Annotated in this window: 15 protein-coding genes and 1 riboswitch; of the genes, 8 read left to right on the top strand and 7 right to left on the bottom strand. The window is 46.8% G+C overall.

Annotated features, from left to right (window positions below; translation table 11 throughout):
* Window positions 1–22 precede the first annotated feature (22 nt).
* Window positions 23–203, top strand: a riboswitch (cobalamin riboswitch).
* Window positions 204–275: 72 nt separating this feature from the next.
* Window positions 276–2,603: a TonB-dependent siderophore receptor gene (locus E5331_RS11180; RefSeq protein WP_135984866.1), complete on the top strand. Its 2,328-nt coding sequence runs from the start codon at window positions 276–278 to the stop codon at window positions 2,601–2,603.
* Between the two features lie 64 nt (window positions 2,604–2,667).
* Entirely contained in the window at window positions 2,668–3,972 is a 1,305-nt protein-coding gene (locus E5331_RS11175) for a PepSY domain-containing protein (RefSeq protein WP_135984864.1), read from the top strand.
* Between the two features lie 58 nt (window positions 3,973–4,030).
* Here E5331_RS11175 and E5331_RS11170 read toward each other — a convergent pair whose 3' ends face one another.
* Window positions 4,031–5,086, bottom strand: a complete 1,056-nt coding sequence (locus E5331_RS11170) for a sensor histidine kinase (RefSeq protein WP_168355214.1) — start codon at window positions 5,084–5,086, stop codon at window positions 4,031–4,033.
* On the opposite strand from E5331_RS11170, the gene E5331_RS20385 reads away from it, so the two are divergent.
* Window positions 5,061–5,297: a hypothetical protein gene (locus tag E5331_RS20385; RefSeq protein ID WP_168355213.1), complete on the top strand. Its 237-nt coding sequence runs from the start codon at window positions 5,061–5,063 to the stop codon at window positions 5,295–5,297. The two genes, E5331_RS11170 and E5331_RS20385, sit on opposite strands and share 26 nt — an antisense overlap.
* A gap of 3 nt (window positions 5,298–5,300) precedes the next feature.
* On the opposite strand, the gene E5331_RS11165 is transcribed toward E5331_RS20385, so the two are convergent.
* From E5331_RS11165 to E5331_RS11145, 5 genes are all read right to left on the bottom strand, one after another.
* Window positions 5,301–6,614 carry a sigma-54-dependent transcriptional regulator gene (locus E5331_RS11165; protein ID WP_275441181.1) on the bottom strand — a complete coding sequence of 438 codons (1,314 nt, stop codon included), beginning with the start codon at window positions 6,612–6,614 and terminating at the stop codon, window positions 5,301–5,303.
* Window positions 6,615–6,710: 96 nt separating this feature from the next.
* Window positions 6,711–7,385: an ABC transporter ATP-binding protein gene (locus tag E5331_RS11160; RefSeq protein WP_123481122.1), complete on the bottom strand. Its 675-nt coding sequence runs from the start codon at window positions 7,383–7,385 to the stop codon at window positions 6,711–6,713.
* A 22-nt stretch (window positions 7,386–7,407) separates the two neighbouring features.
* Entirely contained in the window at window positions 7,408–9,750 is a 2,343-nt protein-coding gene (locus E5331_RS11155) for an ABC transporter permease (RefSeq protein ID WP_168355212.1), read from the bottom strand.
* A gap of 151 nt (window positions 9,751–9,901) precedes the next feature.
* Window positions 9,902–11,161 carry an efflux RND transporter periplasmic adaptor subunit gene (locus tag E5331_RS11150; RefSeq protein WP_123481124.1) on the bottom strand — a complete coding sequence of 420 codons (1,260 nt, stop codon included), beginning with the start codon at window positions 11,159–11,161 and terminating at the stop codon, window positions 9,902–9,904.
* Window positions 11,152–12,480, bottom strand: coding sequence for a TolC family protein (locus E5331_RS11145; protein ID WP_123481125.1), 1,329 nt, complete (start codon window positions 12,478–12,480; stop codon window positions 11,152–11,154). Before E5331_RS11145 ends, E5331_RS11150 begins: the two co-directional genes overlap by 10 nt.
* 524 nt (window positions 12,481–13,004) lie before the next feature.
* On the opposite strand from E5331_RS11145, the gene E5331_RS11140 reads away from it, so the two are divergent.
* The 3 genes from E5331_RS11140 (at window position 13,005) to E5331_RS11130 (ending at window position 15,896) form a co-directional block, all read left to right on the top strand.
* Window positions 13,005–13,979, top strand: coding sequence for a carboxypeptidase-like regulatory domain-containing protein (locus tag E5331_RS11140; protein ID WP_123481126.1), 975 nt, complete (start codon window positions 13,005–13,007; stop codon window positions 13,977–13,979).
* Window positions 13,980–13,998: 19 nt separating this feature from the next.
* Entirely contained in the window at window positions 13,999–15,153 is a 1,155-nt protein-coding gene (locus tag E5331_RS11135; protein WP_123481127.1) for a hypothetical protein, read from the top strand.
* A gap of 62 nt (window positions 15,154–15,215) precedes the next feature.
* Window positions 15,216–15,896: a hypothetical protein gene (locus E5331_RS11130; RefSeq protein WP_135984860.1), complete on the top strand. Its 681-nt coding sequence runs from the start codon at window positions 15,216–15,218 to the stop codon at window positions 15,894–15,896.
* A 116-nt stretch (window positions 15,897–16,012) separates the two neighbouring features.
* Here E5331_RS11130 and E5331_RS11125 read toward each other — a convergent pair whose 3' ends face one another.
* On the bottom strand, window positions 16,013–17,386 hold the full coding sequence (locus tag E5331_RS11125) for an MATE family efflux transporter (protein ID WP_123481129.1): 1,374 nt from the start codon (window positions 17,384–17,386) through the stop codon (window positions 16,013–16,015).
* A gap of 356 nt (window positions 17,387–17,742) precedes the next feature.
* Here E5331_RS11125 and E5331_RS11120 point away from each other — a divergent pair, with 356 nt between their 5' ends.
* Both E5331_RS11120 and E5331_RS11115 read left to right on the top strand, forming a co-directional pair.
* A complete protein-coding gene (locus tag E5331_RS11120; protein ID WP_168355211.1) occupies window positions 17,743–19,335 on the top strand; it encodes a fimbria major subunit in 1,593 nt (530 codons plus the stop codon).
* Window positions 19,336–19,444: 109 nt separating this feature from the next.
* Window positions 19,445–20,200: a YczE/YyaS/YitT family protein gene (locus E5331_RS11115; protein WP_123481209.1), complete on the top strand. Its 756-nt coding sequence runs from the start codon at window positions 19,445–19,447 to the stop codon at window positions 20,198–20,200.
* The last annotated feature ends 53 nt before the right edge of the window (window positions 20,201–20,253 follow it).

The following is a 20,253-nucleotide window of genomic DNA, read 5'->3' as shown; positions in this document are numbered from 1 at the left end:
AATAAATCCATGTAGACAAAATTGATATGACCACGAATACGGTGATCTCTCGGAAGAGAGAGGGAACCCGGTGAGATTCCGGGACAGTACCCGCTACTGTAACGCTTACACAAAACGCGAGGGAAATATGCCACTGTGCCCATGCATGGGAAGGCCCCCCGACGGAGCCAAGTCAGGAGACCGACCGTATTCTGCATTAATATTATTTCCGGGATAGTCTTATCCCATTCTTAAGAAAGGATAAAAGACTTATTGAAGTTTATATTAATAAAATCATGATTACCTATTTTATTAGAACGACAGTCGCCATCACAGTGATGAGTGCTGTCTCGGCAATCGGTTCTGCAGCGTATGCAGACAACTTCGTCAAGGTTGAACCTGACGACAACGACAGCATCGTGACCCTGCTTGATTTCCACGTGGTAGGGCACAAGATCAAACAGACCAAGATGCTCCCCTTTGATGTTGATGAGAAGCATCTGCCAATCAACATGGCAAAAGTGGACAGAAAAATGCTTGAGAACCGCGACATAAACGATATCTCAAGCGCGACCCGTTTTCTGCCATCAGTAAAAAACCGCACGACGTATGGCGGCTTTCAGGAATTCTACATCCGAGGATTCTCAAGCCAGCTCGTCGCTACAGACGGTATCGCCGATCAGAGATCGTTCATCACGTCAATGCCTATGCATGACCTCTCCAATGTGGAAAGAATAGAGCTGCTGAGAGGTCCAGCCTCTGCGCTCTACGGGCAATCTATTGTCGGAGGCGTAATCAACATCTCTCGCATGCAACCTACTCATGAGACTCATTTCAGAACAAAACTAAGCGTAGACTCATGGCATTCCTACTCAGCTTTCGCCGGGATGTCGGGTAAACTCATTGGTCCGTTCAATTACTATGCATCTGTCAACGTAGGCAACAGCGATGGTTGGCGCGACAATTTCGAACGCCGCTTCACGGCATACGCCACAATATCCGGATGGTTCACCGACAAAGACTATCTTCAGCTCATATACGATTTCTCTAACGACAAATACGGCACTGACACCGGTCTGCCACCGTTGATGAGTCATGATATTCTCAACGCGTCCGACGGCTCTCTGTATCTGCCGGCGTTCTCCAGCCTTCCCGACCTTCCCCGTAAAGCAAGATACAACAACAATTCCGACTATCTTCGCAACAGAACCCAGGATGTAGAACTCCGCTATGAGCATATCTTCAATGAAGCTTTCAAACTCAGAGACATCGCGATGTTCCGTTTTGACAACATCGATTATCTCTCAACCGAAGAGCTGTCTTACGTGACGAGTGAGGAGCCTGTCTATCCGTATTACTACGAAAACAAGGGTAAGAAGGTGTATATCAATCTTGATGAACTGACCAACAGTTATCCTCTTGCTTTCAACCATAAGGCTTATTCATATCACAACCAGCTTGAGCTCTCCGGTAAATTCAACATTGGAAAAGTGAAAAACAACTATGTGGCAGGATGGTCAGTCAACTATCTTCACCGTCCCTCTTTCGGAGGATCGAAATTCTTTGGACCGGGAAAATCATACACGTTCCCTACCTACGATCCCTATTCCGGCGGATCATACTGGGCGCAGAGCGGACGCGTAAGCATATCCGATCGTATGTCGCAAGGTGTGTACATATCAGACGTAGTTGATGTTTGCCGTCAATTCAAGTTCATGCTTGCCGGAAGATACGACTACTACAAATATCGTTCCACAACCGTACAGCTGAAAGATGGAGATCGTAATTATGAAAAACCAGCTTCGGATGCCTATAAATCAATTGTCAACAATGCCCTCTCCTACAGGGTTGGTGCCGTCTATGAGCCAACTGAGGCTCTATCTCTGTTTGCTTCAATGGGATCCTTTTTCAAACCCAACAACACCGTCTACACAGACAATTACATCTATCTTGACAAAAACGGTCAACGCTATCATCCCGAAGATGGTGGCGAGGTGTTTGCCCCTGAAAAGGGATGGCAATTTGAAATCGGGATAAAATACGATTGGAAAGGTCTGACGCTCAACGGATCATACTTCTATATCCATAAGGATAATGTGGTTACATCACTCGGGAATGTTGAGGAAGACGGTGTGACGAAGCAGGTGCGCGGACAGGTCGGCAGAATGCACTCCCAAGGCTTCGACATTGATCTTTCGTATGCCATAGGCGATTTCCTCTTAGGAGCCGGATATGCATATACCGACCCTCGCGTAGGGAAGATTGCCAAGAACTCATACGTAGAGGTCAATGCCGACAGAGGAAACAGATACACTTATATTCCCAAAAACCAGTTCTTCGTTACCGGAGACTATGAAACTTCCTCTGGAGCGTTAAAACGTTTTGGAGCCTCTGTATCGCTCACTTATCAAGACCGTGTCTACACCAACCTGACAAACAATATATCTCTTGATCCATATCTCTTGTGCGACTTGTCGCTAAGATATAAACTCAAGAATGGAGTGGGATTCATGGCAACTGTCAATAACTTGTTCAACCGTCATTACAACGTATCCAATCTGGGCACACAGATGATACCCGGACAGGATATCAATTACAAACTCAGCGTGACTTATTCGTTCTGACAAACAGAGGGGATGCCTTAAAAAGCATCCCCTCTACTACATAATCTTATCACTGATTTTTCCTATGAAGAAAGTTTTCTCATTCATGTATAAATGCCATAAATGGTTTGGATTACCATTGGCATTGATGTTCTTGATGTGGTATTGCTCAGGCATAGTCATGATGTATCATTCTTTTCCTCGGATCTCTCCTTCTGAAATCCCTGTTGAAAAGACTGACAGCGCAATTCTCTCAACTCTTTGGTTTAATCTCCCCGACACGCTGCGCTCCTGCCGGATAACACATTCCGCCAGACACATGCTCATCCACGCCAACGGAGAGACTTACGGGGCATTCTCCCCTACCCGCATGGATCTTGACCGGATAGCTGCATCATTCGGAACAAAAATTGAAAAAATCGACACTCTCCACGATGTGGACAAATGGACTCCTTTCAATCAACTAATGACAAAGCTGCCATTCTACAGGATAATCGGCGACGACAGTTCCTACATCTACGTCTCATCAAAAACGGGAGAGATAGTTCAACAATGCACCCTCTCTGAAAGACGATGGGCATGGGTCGGGGCTCTTCCTCACTACGTCTACATCACTCCTATACGTAGAGATGCAAAACTATGGAGAACCATCGTAATCTGGATGTCGGGGCTTTCAACTGTTTCTGTGATCTTTGGCATCATAATTGCCATACGCTTCCTCTTAAAAAAGCATAAATGGCATCTTTTCAAAAAGAGATCATGGCAGTGGCATTATTCTTGGGGACTTGTTTTCGGATTATTTATGCTTGCCTTCATATTCAGCGGCATGATGTCGCTCGCACAGATTCCGGATTGGATCATGAAGTCAAAGGAACTTGCCAATTCTCCTGTGATGTCTGTCGCCAAATCCCGGATAGACCTCTCGACGATTCCACAATCATTCGGAAGCGCGTCATTGATGACAGACCCCCAATTGATGTGGAGCGTCACATCAGGAAAGAAAACCTCCACCATCGCAGCGTCAGCAAGTCCAATTGATTTTTCACCCGCATTCATGACCCCCATCATTGAGCATCAGACAGGAGAGAAAGTAATATCCGTCAGAAAGATTGAGGAAGATTTCTTCTATCATCGGGGAGGGATCCCAGGATGGCGTGCCCGGACAGATCATTTCTCCGTATATTGGAACGAGAAAGGCTATTTCCGAATCCTTGACAGAAAGGCTAAGGCTCACTACGTATGCTATCGCTTCCTGCACACTATGAAAATACCCGGTCTTTATCAGATAAAATGGCTACACAGCATCTACATGTGGGTTATTCTCTTGGGAGGGCTAATGATTGTGGGAACAGGGACCTGGCTCTCTTTGAAAGCATTGAAGAATCTTTAGAGGTCTAAATTACAACGAAAGCGACATCAGACAACCCCATACCTGAAGTTTCACCATCCTATAGGATTATCGTGAAGCGGGTGTGGGGCTTTGTCGTGAGGGTCAGAGTGCCGTCGAGGCGCGTGATGATGCGTCGGGAGAGGCTTAGGCCTATACCGCTACCCGTGGGTTTGGTCGTGAAGAAGGGGGTGAAGATCTGGGAGGCTATGTGTTCGGGCACGGGGGTGCCGTCGTTGGTGAGCTTTATCTCAATGGATTCATCTTCCCTGATCTCTGCCTCTACTGTCACTATCCCTGCGCCTGCCTCTATTGCATTCTTCAGTATATTGAGAATCACCTGTCCGAGCAAGTCGCTGTCGGTATATGCCATGGCATCCGGTGGGAAGATGGTCAGTCTCACGTCTACTTCGCCGACATTCGGCAACCCCCTTACCAGAGACACTATCCTTTCCAAGAATGGCTTGACATAGAATACCCTCATCTGCGGTTCGGGGAGTATAGTGAATTGACGGAAGTTCTTCACAAACGACATCAGCGAACGGCTACTTGAGCATATCACCTCCATCTGGTGGCTTATCTCCTCTCTGTCAGACTCTTCGGTAAGCCTTTCATCCGAAATTCCGGCACTCAGCGATTCCGCTATCGAGCATACGGGGGTGAGTGAGTTCATTATCTCATGCGTGAGCACACGGATCAGTTTTTCAAGCGACTCCACCTCCGCCAATTGCAGGTCTCTCCGCATGTCGCTCAACGTAAGCACCTCAATATCATCATTGCCGAGACGGGCGTTTGATCTCTTCATGACAATATCGGGCAATTCTGCCGGCAACTGACGTATATCCTTCAGCACCGGCACGGAGAGCATCTTCAAGGCGGCGTTGTTGACATACATCACATGCCCGTCGCTGTTAGCCACTATGATCCCTACCTCAACCCTATTGATCACGTTATTAAGGAATCGCTCCCTCTGACGTGCCTCCTCGCTCAATTTCTCGATATGGCTGACAAGACTGTTGAGCATGACGTTGATATTGCGCTGATATTCCGGCACCCCTCTCAACGGGAATTTATAGGAGAAATCCCCGTTCATGGCTGCCGAGATAAGGTATTCCACATTCCTCCGCATACGATATATGCCGCTGACCACCCTCTCCCCACAGAACAATGCGCACAGAAAGCATCCGATCCCCCACCACGTCTCCGAGGAGGAATACAATATGCACGCCGCGACAGTCGACAATATAGACAGACCCGACCACAACAAGGGGGAATGCCATGTGTCATGCAATATATCGGTTATCTTCTTCCGCGCCATCTCCTCATAGGGCTTACAGACCGTATTTCTTTATCTTATTGTATAGCGTCTGGCGCGTGATTCCAAGTTGTCGCGCCACCTCCGCAAGATTACCGTTGTGCTGATGTATCGATGCCACTATCGTGCGTCGCTCGATATCCTCGAGGGTGCCGCCCGCTGCAGCTAATGCCGACGCAGGCTCATCAAACAACTCAAAATCCTCGGCTCTTAGCATGTCGCCGTCGCACATGATCAGAGCCTTCTCCACAACGTGCTCAAGCTGGCGTATGTTGCCCGGCCATTGGCGCGATTTCAACCTACGCATGGCATCGTCGGAGACCATCGGCACATCCTTACCGTAGACCTTGGCATATTTATGCAGAAAGAGATCCACAAATTCCGGGATATCATCGCTTCGGTCTCGCAATGAGGGGAGTTCGATGTGGATGGTATTTATGCGATAATACAGATCCTGACGGAACTTCCCCTCCGCCACCATCTGCGGAAGATCGCGGTTTGTGGCGCATATCAGTCGGATGTCGATCGGACGCGGCGTGTTGCTACCCACCCTGACCACCATACGCTGCTGCAACGCGGTCAGTAGTTTCGCCTGAAGATGATATGGTATATTCCCTATCTCATCGAGAAACAGGGTGCCGCCATGGGCTGTCTCAAACTTGCCTGCGCGGTCGGCACGCGCATCCGTGAAGGCACCCTTCACGTGCCCATACAGTTCGCTCTCAAACAGCGACTCCACCACCGCCCCCATGTCGACCGTCTCAATCGGACCCCGGCAACGGAGGGATAATCTGTGAATCTCCCTTGCCAGGAGATCCTTACCGGTACCGTTCTCCCCGGTTATCAGTATATTGGCGTCAGTAGCCGCCACCCTATCCACAATCTTACGGAGCGAAACCATAGACTCCGATGATCCCCATAGCATGTGGGAAGCAGCCTTACTTCCCGGCATACCCTTATCACCGAATGCCCTTTTCAGCACCTCCATCAGCACGCTGTTCTCAAATGGCTTGACCACGAAATCCACCGCCCCGAGTTTCATCCCCTCCACAGCCAATTTCACATCGGCGTATGCCGTGAACAGCACCACAGAGGTCTGGGGGCTTAGCCTCCGTATCTCCTGAAGCCAGAACAGGCCCTCATTGCCTGTATTTACCACAGCACGGAAGTTCATATCGAGAAGCACCACCTGCGGCTTATGCTTCCTCAGTAGCATGGGGATAGAATCGGGCGTGGACGAGGTGACAACCTCATCCACGCTTTTTCTCATCAGAAGCCTTACCGCCTCCAATATATCCTGATTGTCGTCTACTACAAGTAGTGTCTTCATTTCCATCGCTTTTTAAGTAACCGATCATATTAAAACGATACTAAGTTACTTTTGCAAAGTTATAACTTTTCCAAGCAATATGCAACACCACTCCAATCAGAGATCCATATTATCCACGATCTTACCGTCGAAGAGATTGATGACACGGTTTGTATATGCCGCATCGTGGCGAGAGTGAGTCACCATCACTATCGTGGTGCCCTCGCGGTTAAGTTCCGTCAGCAGATCCATCACTTCCTGACCGTTCTTTGAATCGAGATTACCCGTAGGCTCGTCGGCAAGTATCAGTTCGGGACGCGCTATGACGGCACGTGCTATGGCGGCACGCTGCTGCTGACCGCCCGACAACTGCTGTGGGAAATGCTTCGCACGGTGGGAGATACCCATGCGCTCAAGCACCTCTTTCACCCTTGTCTTCCTCTCCGAAGCACTCACATTGAGATAGCGCAGCGGTAATTCCACGTTCTCCTCCACCGTGAGTTCATCTATAAGATTGAAATTCTGGAAGACAAAACCGATCTTACCCTTACGCAGTCCGGTGCGCTGCTTCTCTTTAAGGGAGCTTACGTCGGTTCCGTCAAGGATATATTTCCCATCCGACGGATTATCGAGCAATCCGAGGATATTGAGCAACGTGGATTTGCCACATCCCGAAGGACCCATGATGGCAACGAACTCACCTTTGTTAACATCGAGCGACACCCCTCTGAGTGCGAATGTCTCCACCTCTTCCGTGCGGAATGACTTACTTACATTCTCTATCTTTATCATAATTGTTTTTGGTTTTTATTGATTAATTCTGATATAATGCCTTTATCGGATTCTCTGATGCTGCCTTGCGGCTCTGGAAATAGACGCTTATGACGCTTATGACCATGCACGCCAAGCCCGACACAAGGTATATCCACCAGTAGACCGATATCCGGTAGCTGAAACCGGAGAGCCAGTCGTTCATTATCAGATATATGATGGGTATGGCTATCACGAAGGCAATCACCACATACATCAGAAACGACAGCACCAGTTTGCGAAGCATCTCACTCGTCTCGCATCCGAACACCTTCTTCACCGCAATCTCCCGACGTCGTTGCTGCACGAAGTAGGTGCTCATCGCCACGAGTCCGAGGAGGGAGATGATCACTGCGATTCCGGCAAATATCGCCACAATCTTGGCAAGATTGCTCTGAGAGCGGAAACGCTCCTCTATCTGCTGGGTGAGATACGGCATGGTGTCTTCATTATCCCATTCATATATCTCCTTGAAAATCTTATTGACCTCTTCGTATGTGGTCATCTGATCCCCCTTCACTTTTATCAGGAATCCCCACGGATAGAAATTATCCACATCCGTGATACTTATCCGGAGGGGATGCTGGTCGTCAAGAATCGTGCGGATATGGAAATCCTTGATTATACCGGCTATCGGCTCCACATTCTCATAATATTGGTATGACTCCGCATCCTCCTTAAGCCCGAGTTCATTTATCGCCTGACGGTTGAGATACGTCTTCACAGGATCTGTAGTCTTATTGTCGCGCTCAAGACCAAGCCCGAATATTTTCATGAAATTCTCATCCGCTATAAACGACTGGAAGGAGATCGTGCGGTCATTCCACGACATGGTGTTGTTGTTGCCACCCTGAAGAGGATGACCGCATGACGCGCTCACCATCTCGACTCCGGGAAGCTGCTCCACTCTCTGCATGAATACCTTCGTCTTATCCTTTATCCCTCCATTCTCAATATACATTATACCCTCTGTATTATATCCCAACGGAGCATTGATAAGATGGTTTATCTGAAGATACATCGTAACAGCCACAGCTATCATTGTGATGGTCACCATGTTCTGCACCACGATAAACACCTTGCTGAAGACCATCTTCGTCTGGCGCCGGAACGTGCCGCGAACCACGTCGATCGGCTTTGACGAGGATATGAGCAACGACGGCACTATACCTGCCAACACTCCCATCAGCAGGATTATACAGATGAGAATTGCCATCGTCACAGGCGTCACACAATAGTGGATATCAATCTTACGGTCAAGCAGGTTTTCGGCATACGGCCATGCCAGCCATGCCAGAGCCGCCCCTATCAGGAACGATACGAAGCAAAGCAGGGTGCTCTCCCCCATCAGCTTCATCATGATTCCGGCGCGACTGTCGCCCAACAGACGGCGCGTTGCCATCTCCTTAGCCCGGTAGCCCGAAAGAGCCACCGTGAGATTGATATAATTCATCAGCGCGAAAAGGAGGATCGCAAGACCTGTGGCAAACAGAATCTTGACAAGCTTCACATCGCCGCGTCCCAATGCTCCCGTACTGCTTGCATATCCGGAGAAATAATGATCCTTAAAAGGGATGAGCTTCATACGACATTCCACGCCAGGCATCTTGAGTATCCAATAGAATTCCTTCGCAAAATCATTATATCGCTGCTCATTCTCGGAAAGGTCAGTGCCATCCTTGGCAAGAAGCACTATTTCCGCACCCGTGGCATTGTTCATCTCGTCGGCATACACTGAGTAGTTCCAATACTTAGTCATCTCAAACGGTATCAGCGCATCGACCGGCTTATCATCCGGAGAGAAGATTGAGGTGTTCTCCATCGGTGCCATTATACCCGACACGATCAGAGGATCCTCTTGACTGTTATATATGATAGTCTTCCCTATCGGATCCTCATCTTTCCATATACGGCGGGCATAATCCTCCGTGACGACGATGGAATTAGGATTTGCCAGCACTTTCTTTCTGTCGCCGCGGATAAGCTGGAAATCAAACATATCGTAGAAGGTGGAATCAACGAATACCACGTTGGTCGGCACATTCTCGCCATCCACGGTCTTAAGCCAACGGTGATTGGTAGCTAATGCCGTGCCGTTCTCTATCTCCGGGAACTGATCCATCAATTTGCGGATCATTCGCCAATGCGAACCGGTAGTGGTAGAACCTTCCATGTCTAATCCGATGACGTACATCCTGTCGATCTTGCTGTGCTGACTGTCAAGATGCGTCTCCTGCCAGGTATAGGCTCCTATCAATATGATGAACATGACACTGAGTGCCAGTCCCAGCACATCGATGAGCGTATATGCCTTGTTTTTTCTTAGAAATTTGAAATAAGATCTCATTGTATATAGTTGATAGTTGATAGTTGATGGTTGATGGTTGATGTGATTTTGGCGGACAGTCCCCTCGCCCATGGGCTCGGGCACTCAACTCCAGCCAACACATTTTTTGCTCCCCCTTTAGGGAGCTGGGGGGCTGAGCTGAATCGGATCCTCAATTTATTTTTAGCTTCTTGGAGTCGCCGTACGCCTCATAGCCATTGACTATTACTCTCTCTCCCGGCTCAAGACCCTCGAGCACTTCGTAATACTGCGGATTCTGACGCCCAAGACGGATGTTGCGGCGATAGGCATTCTTGCCGTCCTTGTCTACCACGAATATCCATTTCCCTCCCGTGGTGGAATAGAACGTACCTTTCGGAATGAGCACGGCATCTGTCGATTGTCCCAACTGTAGATTCATGTAGTAGGTCTGTCCGCTGCGTATATTGTCGGGATGGGCATCAGTGAATAGGAACTCCACCCGGAATTTACCTTCGCGCACCTCCGGATATACCTTTCTTACGCGCATGTCGTAGCGTTGTCCGCCACGTTCGAAGGTGGCGTCAAGTCCGGCACGCACCCTGTCGATGTAATGCTCATCTATCTGCGCCTCCACCTTATAATCGCTGAGGTCATTGATCTGACCGATCTTCTGACCTGCCGTGATATTCTGACCAAGCTCAACGTCAAGCAGACCCAACTCACCGTCAATATCGCTCACTATGTTGAGATGCTCCTTGCGTTCGCGTATAAGCACCACGTTGCGCTGCATGTTGGCAAGATTCTCCTCCATCTGATCCACCTGCGACAGACGGAAAATGCTGTCCTTGTCAAGACGCTGGTTGACGAGCGACTGACGGCGCACGGCAAGCTCATAATCCTCCTTGCTCTGAAGATAATCCTCGCGTGGAGTCAGCTTCTCATCATAGAGACGCTTCTGCTGCTCATGGGCACGACGCTTGCGCGTCACCTCCAGATCAAGCTGCGCCTGCTCATTGCGGTTGTTAAGGCGATCCTGCTCCATACTTATCTGCGTGTTGCGCAGAATGTTCTGTTTCTCCGCAAGCTCTGCCTCAGCATTTAGGATCTGAAGGTCGAGATTGCTGTTGCTGAGACGCACGATAACGTCACCCTTCTTTACTCTCGTGCCCTCCTCTGCCACTATCTCACGGACGATGCCACCCTCCTCCGGACTTATCTGCACCGTGCGTATCGGAAGCACCCTGCCATCCACGCGCACAAAATCGTCAAACTGCCCTTTCTTGACATCGGCTATGTTGAGACCTACCTTATCCACCTTATAGGTAGACGCCATATCGCTCGTGGCTATCCACACGAAGGCTCCCAACACTGCAGCAGCAATACTGCCGTAGACCCAATATCTCGGTTTTATTCCACGCAATCCCTTCTTTTTCTCTATCTTTACATCCATAGACAGTTTCCCTTATAATAATCTACCAATTTATTTTTCAATATATAAAGCATCTGCTTCTGCAGTAGCGACAGACGCGAGGAGAAGTAGGTGTTGGCGGAGAGCTGACGGTCGATTAGCGTGATCAACCCCTCCTCATATTTCCGGCTGTTCAGCTCGTATGCCTCGCGATCTGCCTCCACCTTAGTATTAAGCGACATAACCTCCATTGCATATCCGTCGCGATCAGTCACGGCAGAGATCACATCGTCGTGCAGTTTGCGAAGCTGCTCGTCGCGACGCGACACAGCCTTATTCTTCGCATATCGCGCACGTCTGACCGACGAGATTCTTCCCAAATTTGAGAATAGCGGTATTGAGATTGTAGCCGACACGTATTCACCCCTGTTGTTGCGGAACTGCTCCCCGAAGTTTGGGGCGGCGGAACCGCCGGTGATTGTCTTGTAATATGAGGTTGAGATGCCTGCGTTGATTCCGATAGTCGGGAATAGCAAACCCTTCGACGCCTTATATGCATACTCGCTCGCCTTCACGCCCAACTCTGCCTCACGTGCCACAGGATTCGACATCAACGACATCGTGTAGACCACCTCCGCATCATCACCACCTGCCAAGGCATTGATATCGGATATTGCCACACTATCAAGCTCAAGCTGCTCCTCATACGGGAGATTCATGTGGGAACGCAGTTTGAGCATAGCCTGCGTATAGAGATTCTGCTGATTCACTAAGTTGTATTCATCTCCGGCAACCGTGGCCTTAGCCTCCGCCACATCGGGGAGACCCTTTATCCCCAACTCCTCCTGGCGTTGGGTCAGCGTCAGCACCCCCTTGCTCTGAGCAAGTTTATCCTCGGCTATTTTCACCGACCCTCTGTAATAAACCGCATCCACGTATGCCATCATCGTGGCTATCGCACGGTCATCACGCTGCATATCCACAGAACTTGAACTGCGCTTACGCTCCACCCTCGCCTGTTTATAGCGGTTGAAGGTCTGTCCGCCGTCAAACAGGGTCAGCGAGGCATACACGCCATAACCATTGTTGAAGGTGGTCACGTTGTTATAGGTATTGGTTTCCGGATCAATATTTCGACCCCAGTTGAACTGTCCGCCCACTTGTGCCGACACTGACGGGAAAAAAGCTGCCAACGCCTCATCCTTATCCGCCGAGGCAGATGCCAGATCCCAGCGCGCCTGTTCAACATCGGCAGAATGCTCAGCGGCATACGCCATACACTCCTCCATTGTCCATGGATTCCGACCTGACGCCGAAGCAGCTGCCAATGCGATTGATAATGCTATTACAAATTTTTTCATAATTTTTAATCATTCTACACCTAACAATATCCAAACCGCGTGCCAAAAACATAAACATAACCATATCAATAGATTACAAACCTCACCTCGCATACTATGTCAAAAAATCATACACACACAGGTAAAAATAATTTACAGGATAGTCCCCGGAATCGACCCATCGCCGGATAAGCCACTATCACCCTAAGAGGAAGATCTTAATTCCCCGGATTTGCGCATTAATCTATATTTTATTATATTTGCACATATTTTAACACTGACCAATAAATTTTCACTAAGCCATTTAAACTTAATCGAATTTTTATTGACTGAAGTTTCGCAAGCTGCACTTCAGTGGTTTATAGTTTATAGTTTAAGGTTTAAGATTCACGAAAATCCACGAATCTTTTCATTATACAAAATTTAATGATCATAAACCATAAACATTAAACCATTTAAGTGAAGCAAGTTGGAAAACTTGCGAAAATTAAATTATTGATTTATATCTTAATTAATTCAGAACATTTATCTAAAACACTGACCTTATGAGACATTTATTTTTGACTCTATGCTTGTGCATACTCTCACTGGCAGACATAGCTGCCCAGGAGATTGTCAGCGGCACCATCGTCGACAATAAGAACGAGCCATTGCCTGGTGCCCGTATTGAGATAGTAGGGCGTTCCGAGACAGCCTACTCCGATATCGACGGCACATTCCGTATTGAAGTGCCCGAGAAGATAAAGAAAATCAGGGTGATATATGTAGGATATAAGCCTATTGAGCGGAAATACAAGCCCGGTATGATCGTGAAACTTGGAAACGGATGGGCAGGAAATCCAAGCGGATTCAGAGGCTTCTTCGAACTGAACGGTGGTTTCGGATTCGGCGGCAACGTCAACATACATGCCGGAAATATGAGTGTAGAAGATCTACGCACCTTCCTTAATGCTGGTATTTTATTCTCGTTCGGATACCAGATAAACCGGAATTTTTATACCGGTCTCGGTTTAGGATTTATGGCTCAGATGGCAAAATACAAGGAAAGAGTCTATAATCCCTCTTCCAATAGCAATTACTCAAACTATGTACAAACATATTCTGATTACCTATACGAATCGCTCCCCCTCTTTCTTGATTTAAGATATGACCTTGACATTGCAGCCAAGACCACTCCATACATCGGTCTGAAAATAGGATATCAATTTCTATTTGGAGGTTGTGAGGGAGAAGATTACTTCATGTCAGTATACGATTCAAATAACGAATTGGAACTATACACAGACGATGTAGGTGCGTTTCTCTTCCAGCCATCAATAGGATTCCGTACATCATTAGGGAAAAAAGCCGGTATTAACTTCGGCTTATCATACAATATAAGACAACCAAAAAAATTATATGGGATATATCATTACAATCAGTTAGGTCAGGACGGATCCATAATTAACAATGATGAACGCATGGATTTCGGTAAGTCTTATTCCGGCGTGCTGATGTTTAATATCTCATTTGATTATTAATTATTGAAATTCTATAATTATGAAATTATCTTATATCAACATATTATTCCTCTCAATCTTTATTCTGTCAGGATGCTCTGAAGATAAGACATTCATATTTCCGGGCCACAGAACCGATAACGTAAATTTCACGGTCTCCAATAAAAATATCGAGAATGGCGAGGCAATATCTGTCTTTACCAATCTTGTATATGAAAAGGTATTTAATAACAACTCTAAGACTGTTGAATTTGAATATTATCACCCTGATTATGATTCATCTTACGAATCTATTGAAACTTTCAGCCAACCCCAATATTACACCAACGCCATATTGGCTGGAGGAAATAATACCCTCACTTTCACGTTCTATCCTAATTCTCCAGAGGAAGAGAGTGCGGAATTCATAATGCCTGACGGCAAGATATACACCGCCACTCGACAGAATCCTTCTTTCGAATGGACACTTAATTTGAATGTGATGCAGAATCTCATTGATAATGGACATCAAAGCAACGATGAATTATTAGTAACTGCAAAAAGTTCATACACAAAGAATGGGGAGCTTTTCGAGAATATCGGTTATATATTCATTGATGTGCTATCTGATTTTATTTATTATCCATCCCTTGATAAATGGTATCTGCATAGCTGGACTTCCGGTATGCCCATGCAGCTACAGCCAACAGTCAATTTCGAAGTGGTGAATACATCCGTAGGCGATATTGATAATGCCTCGTCTGCAAACCTCAATGAGATAATATATAGGGATCCCATGGTGACAATACCTATAACGTATTATCTGATGCCATCTACAGGTGATAATTCTCCCTATCGCAAGGATATAGATCTCAGATACCAATTTGCCTTGTGGACAGGCGGTGATAACAGCATCAAAGTGACATATCATCCGGCTTGCGACGAGGAGAAAGATAACGTCGTGTTCATACTCCCCACCGGTGAAAGATTCACCCCAACAAGCAATGATCTCTCTTTCACCATCAATATCAATAAAGAACTTATCAGCAATATTGATATGGAAGCCACCGACATGCTCATGGTTAAGGCTGAGAGCAACTATATTAAAGATGGTATCCAATTTAATGCCACTGGATATATCCTCTTAGATATTGACACGGAGTTATGGTTGAACAATAACGACGGCAAGTGGTATTTCTCCGACTGGACAAAATAAAATCAATCGTCCGGAATTTATTCATATTAAAATTGCCAACTTAATTTTATGCAAATATGACAATGAACAAGATATTAATTACAATACTGCTGGCGGTATCCTCATTCTCTCTGAAAGCCCAGGATTTCATGGACGGATTCCATACTTTTATCGACCTGTACGCCGGATTTCCATCGGGCAGTTTTTCAGGCGAGTATTCTGATGATTCTGGTTATTATGCCAAGAATATAAAACCGACGTTCAGTTTCGGCATGAACATCACCGAAGGTTATCAGGTGCTTCCAAACTTATTCGCCGGCATAGGATTCGGAGCCTACGCACCCGTCATTTATCACAAAGATGGTTATAACGGTCCGGATTATCAATATGCATATACTGAGCATAATATAAATTCCATCTATTTCCCATTCTATGCTGACGTGAGATGGACCCTAAAACCGGAGGCTACCATAACCCCGTATGCCGACATCAAGATAGGATATCAGGCGGGCATAGATTTTGAAGATTCTGAATTATTGTGGGAAGGCACGAAAAATTATGAGAAAGCACATATCAACGGTGTCTACTTCGTGCCGTCGATAGGCGTCAGATTCGGACGTGCAGCAGGTTTCAACCTGGGCATTGCCTACAACACTTCCATGCGAGCCAAGATTATAGAGACTTACTCCAACGGACAAGAACCCAAGACTATAGAAAAGAAGAATTTTGGAGTATTCATGCTGACCATCGGTGCTGATTTCTAAGACTCCATCACACCCCCTATAAGAAACCGACCTCGCTACAATGCCTTTACAGCATTGCCGCGAGGTCGGTTCTTTTTGCGATTATTACCTTCGGCTTAATCCCGATGGCACATTCGTCAGACTGCCACGACGGGTGCCGGCTCCTCCAGTGTCTCTCCTCTGCCGACAAAACTCTTGGTCTGCCATTTGCGGCGGTGCCAACGGCGTATCAGGATGACGCCACGAAGATTCTCGTCCATACAGAAGGCAAGCCATATTCCTATGATGCCGAAGCCTAAATGAATACCAAGGACATACGCCATACCTACGGCTACCGACCACTGTACGATCACTCCGACTATGACGGGGAACACGGCATCTCCCGCCGCACGCAACGTGCCGCACGCAAAGATATTAGTGACCCTCCCGAACTCAAGGAAACAGTCGATTATGAATATCCACATGCCGGCACGCACTATCTCCTGATTGTCGGTAAGCGCACCTAATATCAGGGTGCTGCAAGATGCCAACACCACGGCAAGTGAGAGGGTTATACGCATCGACCACTTGTAGAAATAATTGCCTAAGGCATACGCCACCCTATGTTTCCCGGCTCCGACAAGATGCCCCACAAGTATGTCGCCACCCTGCGTCACGGAGCAGCAGAACAGTATCGCAAACATGAGGATGTTCCAGCAATATGTGCGCGTGGCAAGGGCTTCGGTGCCGAGCTGGTTTATGAACAGCGTGATCACAATCTGCGACATACAGTAAGACAATTCCTCACTCATGGCAGGGATGCCTATATGCACAAGATTCTTAAGCTCCCGCCAAGGAAACGGACGGAAATATTCCAATGGGAAACGTGGGATATGCTTGTTGAAATGGAAATATGTGAGGGCAAGCAAACCGACTGTGCGGCATATCGCAGTGCTTATGGCTGCACCCTCCACACCAAGTGCCGGACATCCGAACCGTCCGAAAATCAGCACGTAGTTGCCAAAGATGTTAAGCACGTTGACCAAAGCCGTGACTATCATCGGATACATCACCTTATCGACGCTTCTTAGAGAGGCGGAGAAGGTGAATGCCAATGCCTGCACGAATGACAGCGAACCCGTGATCTGAAGATATATCAATGCATCTGCCATAAGATCCTCGTTGAGATCCATCGCCGTAAGTATCGACGGAGCATAGAAATAGAGCAACGAGCTGACTGCCGCACCCATCACGAAATTCAGCATCAATGCGATACCAACTACCTGCACGAGCCGTTTACGCAAACCCGCTCCGAAATATTGCGAGCATAGTATACCTGCCCCCATCGACATAAACTGGTAGACAAGAAACACAAGGGAGATGATCTGATTGTCGAATCCCACAGCCGCAACCGCATTATCGGAATGACGGCTAAGCATGATAGTGTCGGTGGCTCCGAGCATCATCACCAACGCAAGTTCCACAAAGATAGGTATAACCAACCTGCGCAACTGCTTTTTCAAATTCATCATATCTAAAAACCGCTTCTTTGCCCGGACCATTTCCGGACAGTATTACTAAATTATCTTGAAAACGAGCGCAAAATTACATAAAATCGCAATTCCGGCAAAATTTTTGCGCAGATTACGAAAGCCACAAAAAATAAATCAGCTATTTTTTATATTTTATTAATTTTTTTATTCTTTTGCTTGCAAATTACAAAACATTTCAATAAATTTGCAATCATCACTAAAATAGGTTCATAATTATTGATATCGGCATCTTCCGTTGCCATCCCTTTAGTTTACACACCTGTTTTTTTGCGCTTGAGATGATCCGGCAGAACTATCTGACCGATCCGTATAGTATTAACCCTAATATCAAAATTATGACAAGTCCATGTAAAATCTCATTCTTGTCGGTCATGTCGATCATAGGATTGGCAGCTTGTTCTAATGAGAAATTATCCGACATTCCCAATGAACCTAATGAAACCCAATCTTCTGAAATCCGGTTTCATCTTAACACCAACGACTTCACACGAGCCGACAATCACGATTCCGATATAAAGACTCTGCATCTCGCCTTCTATAAATCCGGAGCGACGACTCCCTCCCTTATTACCGTAAAGAAAGCGACTCTTTCGGGTGAACCCGGCAATTACACCGTCAAGGCAGAGTTCTCCCCCATCGATATGCCGGATATGGTGGTGGCGTATGCAAATATTGATGATCTTACTCTTATTGAAACGGGTCTCTTCACTACCACTACCGACAAAGTCATTCTTGACGACGGCTATCCTATCATGTCGTCTGCAACATACTTCACCAATACGGAATCTAACGAAATTGCCTACTTCTCCAAACTCACGCCAGACAACATTTCCGGCAAAGACCCTGTAAATATATATCTTGATCGCCTGGCTGCAAAAGTGCAGGTCAAAAAGGCTTCCGAAATCGGACTGACCGATGTTAAAGCCATTGACAAAGATAACAACAACATCACCCTTTCCATTAATGCCGACGATATGAAGTGGGGAATACTCGCCACTGACAAATCAACATATCTCCTTAAAAAAGTGGAGAATAAATCGTATGAAGACTATGCCAAGCTACTTTCCCTATGGAAAACCCCCGACAAGTGGAATGATACGGAGAAACATACTTTCCATTGGGCAAATTCCGTGAATCACGGCACTTCATTCAATTCTGAGAATATATCCTCTTTGGCAGTCAAGGATATAACGACAGGATTAGGGGTAGATCCAATATATACACATGAGACTACCCGTTCGGGAGAGGAGACGGCAAAGGTGAACGCACGACCATCAATTGTGATTTCCGCTCAATATTACAAATCCGACAATACTCCGGCTAATACTTTCTTCCGCTACCGAAGCGGCGGTAAGGACCGTATCTATACTGATGCCGCTGACTTCATCGCAGAAGTGGAGAAAGCGCAACGTTGCATCTATACTAAGGAAGAAGGCTCCGAGAATCCTACGCTCGCCAATCCGGGATCGCTGACATCCATGCTGACACTCTCGCATCCATCTGCTGACATAACATCCACAGATGGCACGGAATTTCCTGCACAATATCTTTCACCTCAGATAAATACTGAATCCTTCTCCAACTATTGTGATGCGTCAGGCAAGTCGTATGAGAATGCCGCCGATATCAACAAGGCTCTCTTCGCCCAATTCAATGTTATTGAAGAATATAACGCCGGCAAATGCGTGTTCATAATACCGATTGAGCACATCAACGGTGAGAATCCGCTTTACGGACTCGTGCGTAACCATTCTTATACACTGACTCTAAAGTCGATTGCCGGATTCGGACGTGGTGTCGCCAAGGAAGACTCACCGATTTCCGATATGGTGGTGCCCGGATTATCCGACTCTTACACTATCAATGCCTCCCTTCAAGTAAACGATTGGACAGAAATAACGCAAGAGATCGACATTTCTAACCAATAACTCATCCACTATACTTACAATGTCGCGGGCTTCGGTATTCTTGTGCCGGAGCCCATTTTATTGTATATTATATTTTTTGTAACTTTGCAGTCGGATAAAAAATATGTATATGTCATCAACAACCCTATCTTTGCCGACGAAAGAGCGTGTAATCTCTTTCATCTGGCAACATCTCTTATTGCTTATCTCTCTTAATTTCATGACTCTTGGAGTCGCATTGTGTATCAAATCTGATCTCGGAAGCAGCGTAATCTCCTCGTTGCCCTTATCCTGCTCGATGGCAGGACAACAAGGTATGGCTCCGGCTCTGACTGTAGGAGGCTATACCATCATCATGAATTTTATCCTTGTGTTTCTACAGATTCTCGTGCTCCGACGCCGCTTCAATCCGCTTCAGCTATTCCAACTTGTAATCGGCTTTGTATTCGGCTGGCTCATCGACATGAATATGATGCTTACCTCCGGCATACAATGCGACACACTGCTTGAAAAAGCCATTACCCAATTCGCAGGATGCGCAGTTATGGGTGCAGGCATTGCATTTGAGGTGAAATGCGGCTCTGTCACTATGCCGGGAGAAGGATTCCCCGTCGCACTCAGCAGAATCACCGGAATACCTTTCCCAAAGATGAAGATTGTGGTCGACACATCCCTTGTGATTCTCGCCGTGGCAAGCAGCTTCCTATTCTTCAGCAAATGGGAATGGAACATCATAGGACCCGGCACGCTCTTCGCCATGTTCTTTGTCGGCTGGGAAATCAAACTTATCAATCCCCACATTCAATGGTTTGACCGCCTGCTCCACTACCGACCCGGATTCCGACGCTACATCGTAGGTCTCGCCCGCTTCATCTACAAAAAGTAAATACAACCTCTACTTTGAAATAGGGTCTTAGACAACTTCAATGGTTTGAGGAT

This window comes from Lepagella muris, from assembly GCF_004793975.1.
GTDB lineage: Bacteria > Bacteroidota > Bacteroidia > Bacteroidales > Muribaculaceae > Lepagella > Lepagella muris.
Note: the sequence above shows the minus strand (reverse complement) of the source record. Positions and strands in the feature narration are given on the sequence as shown.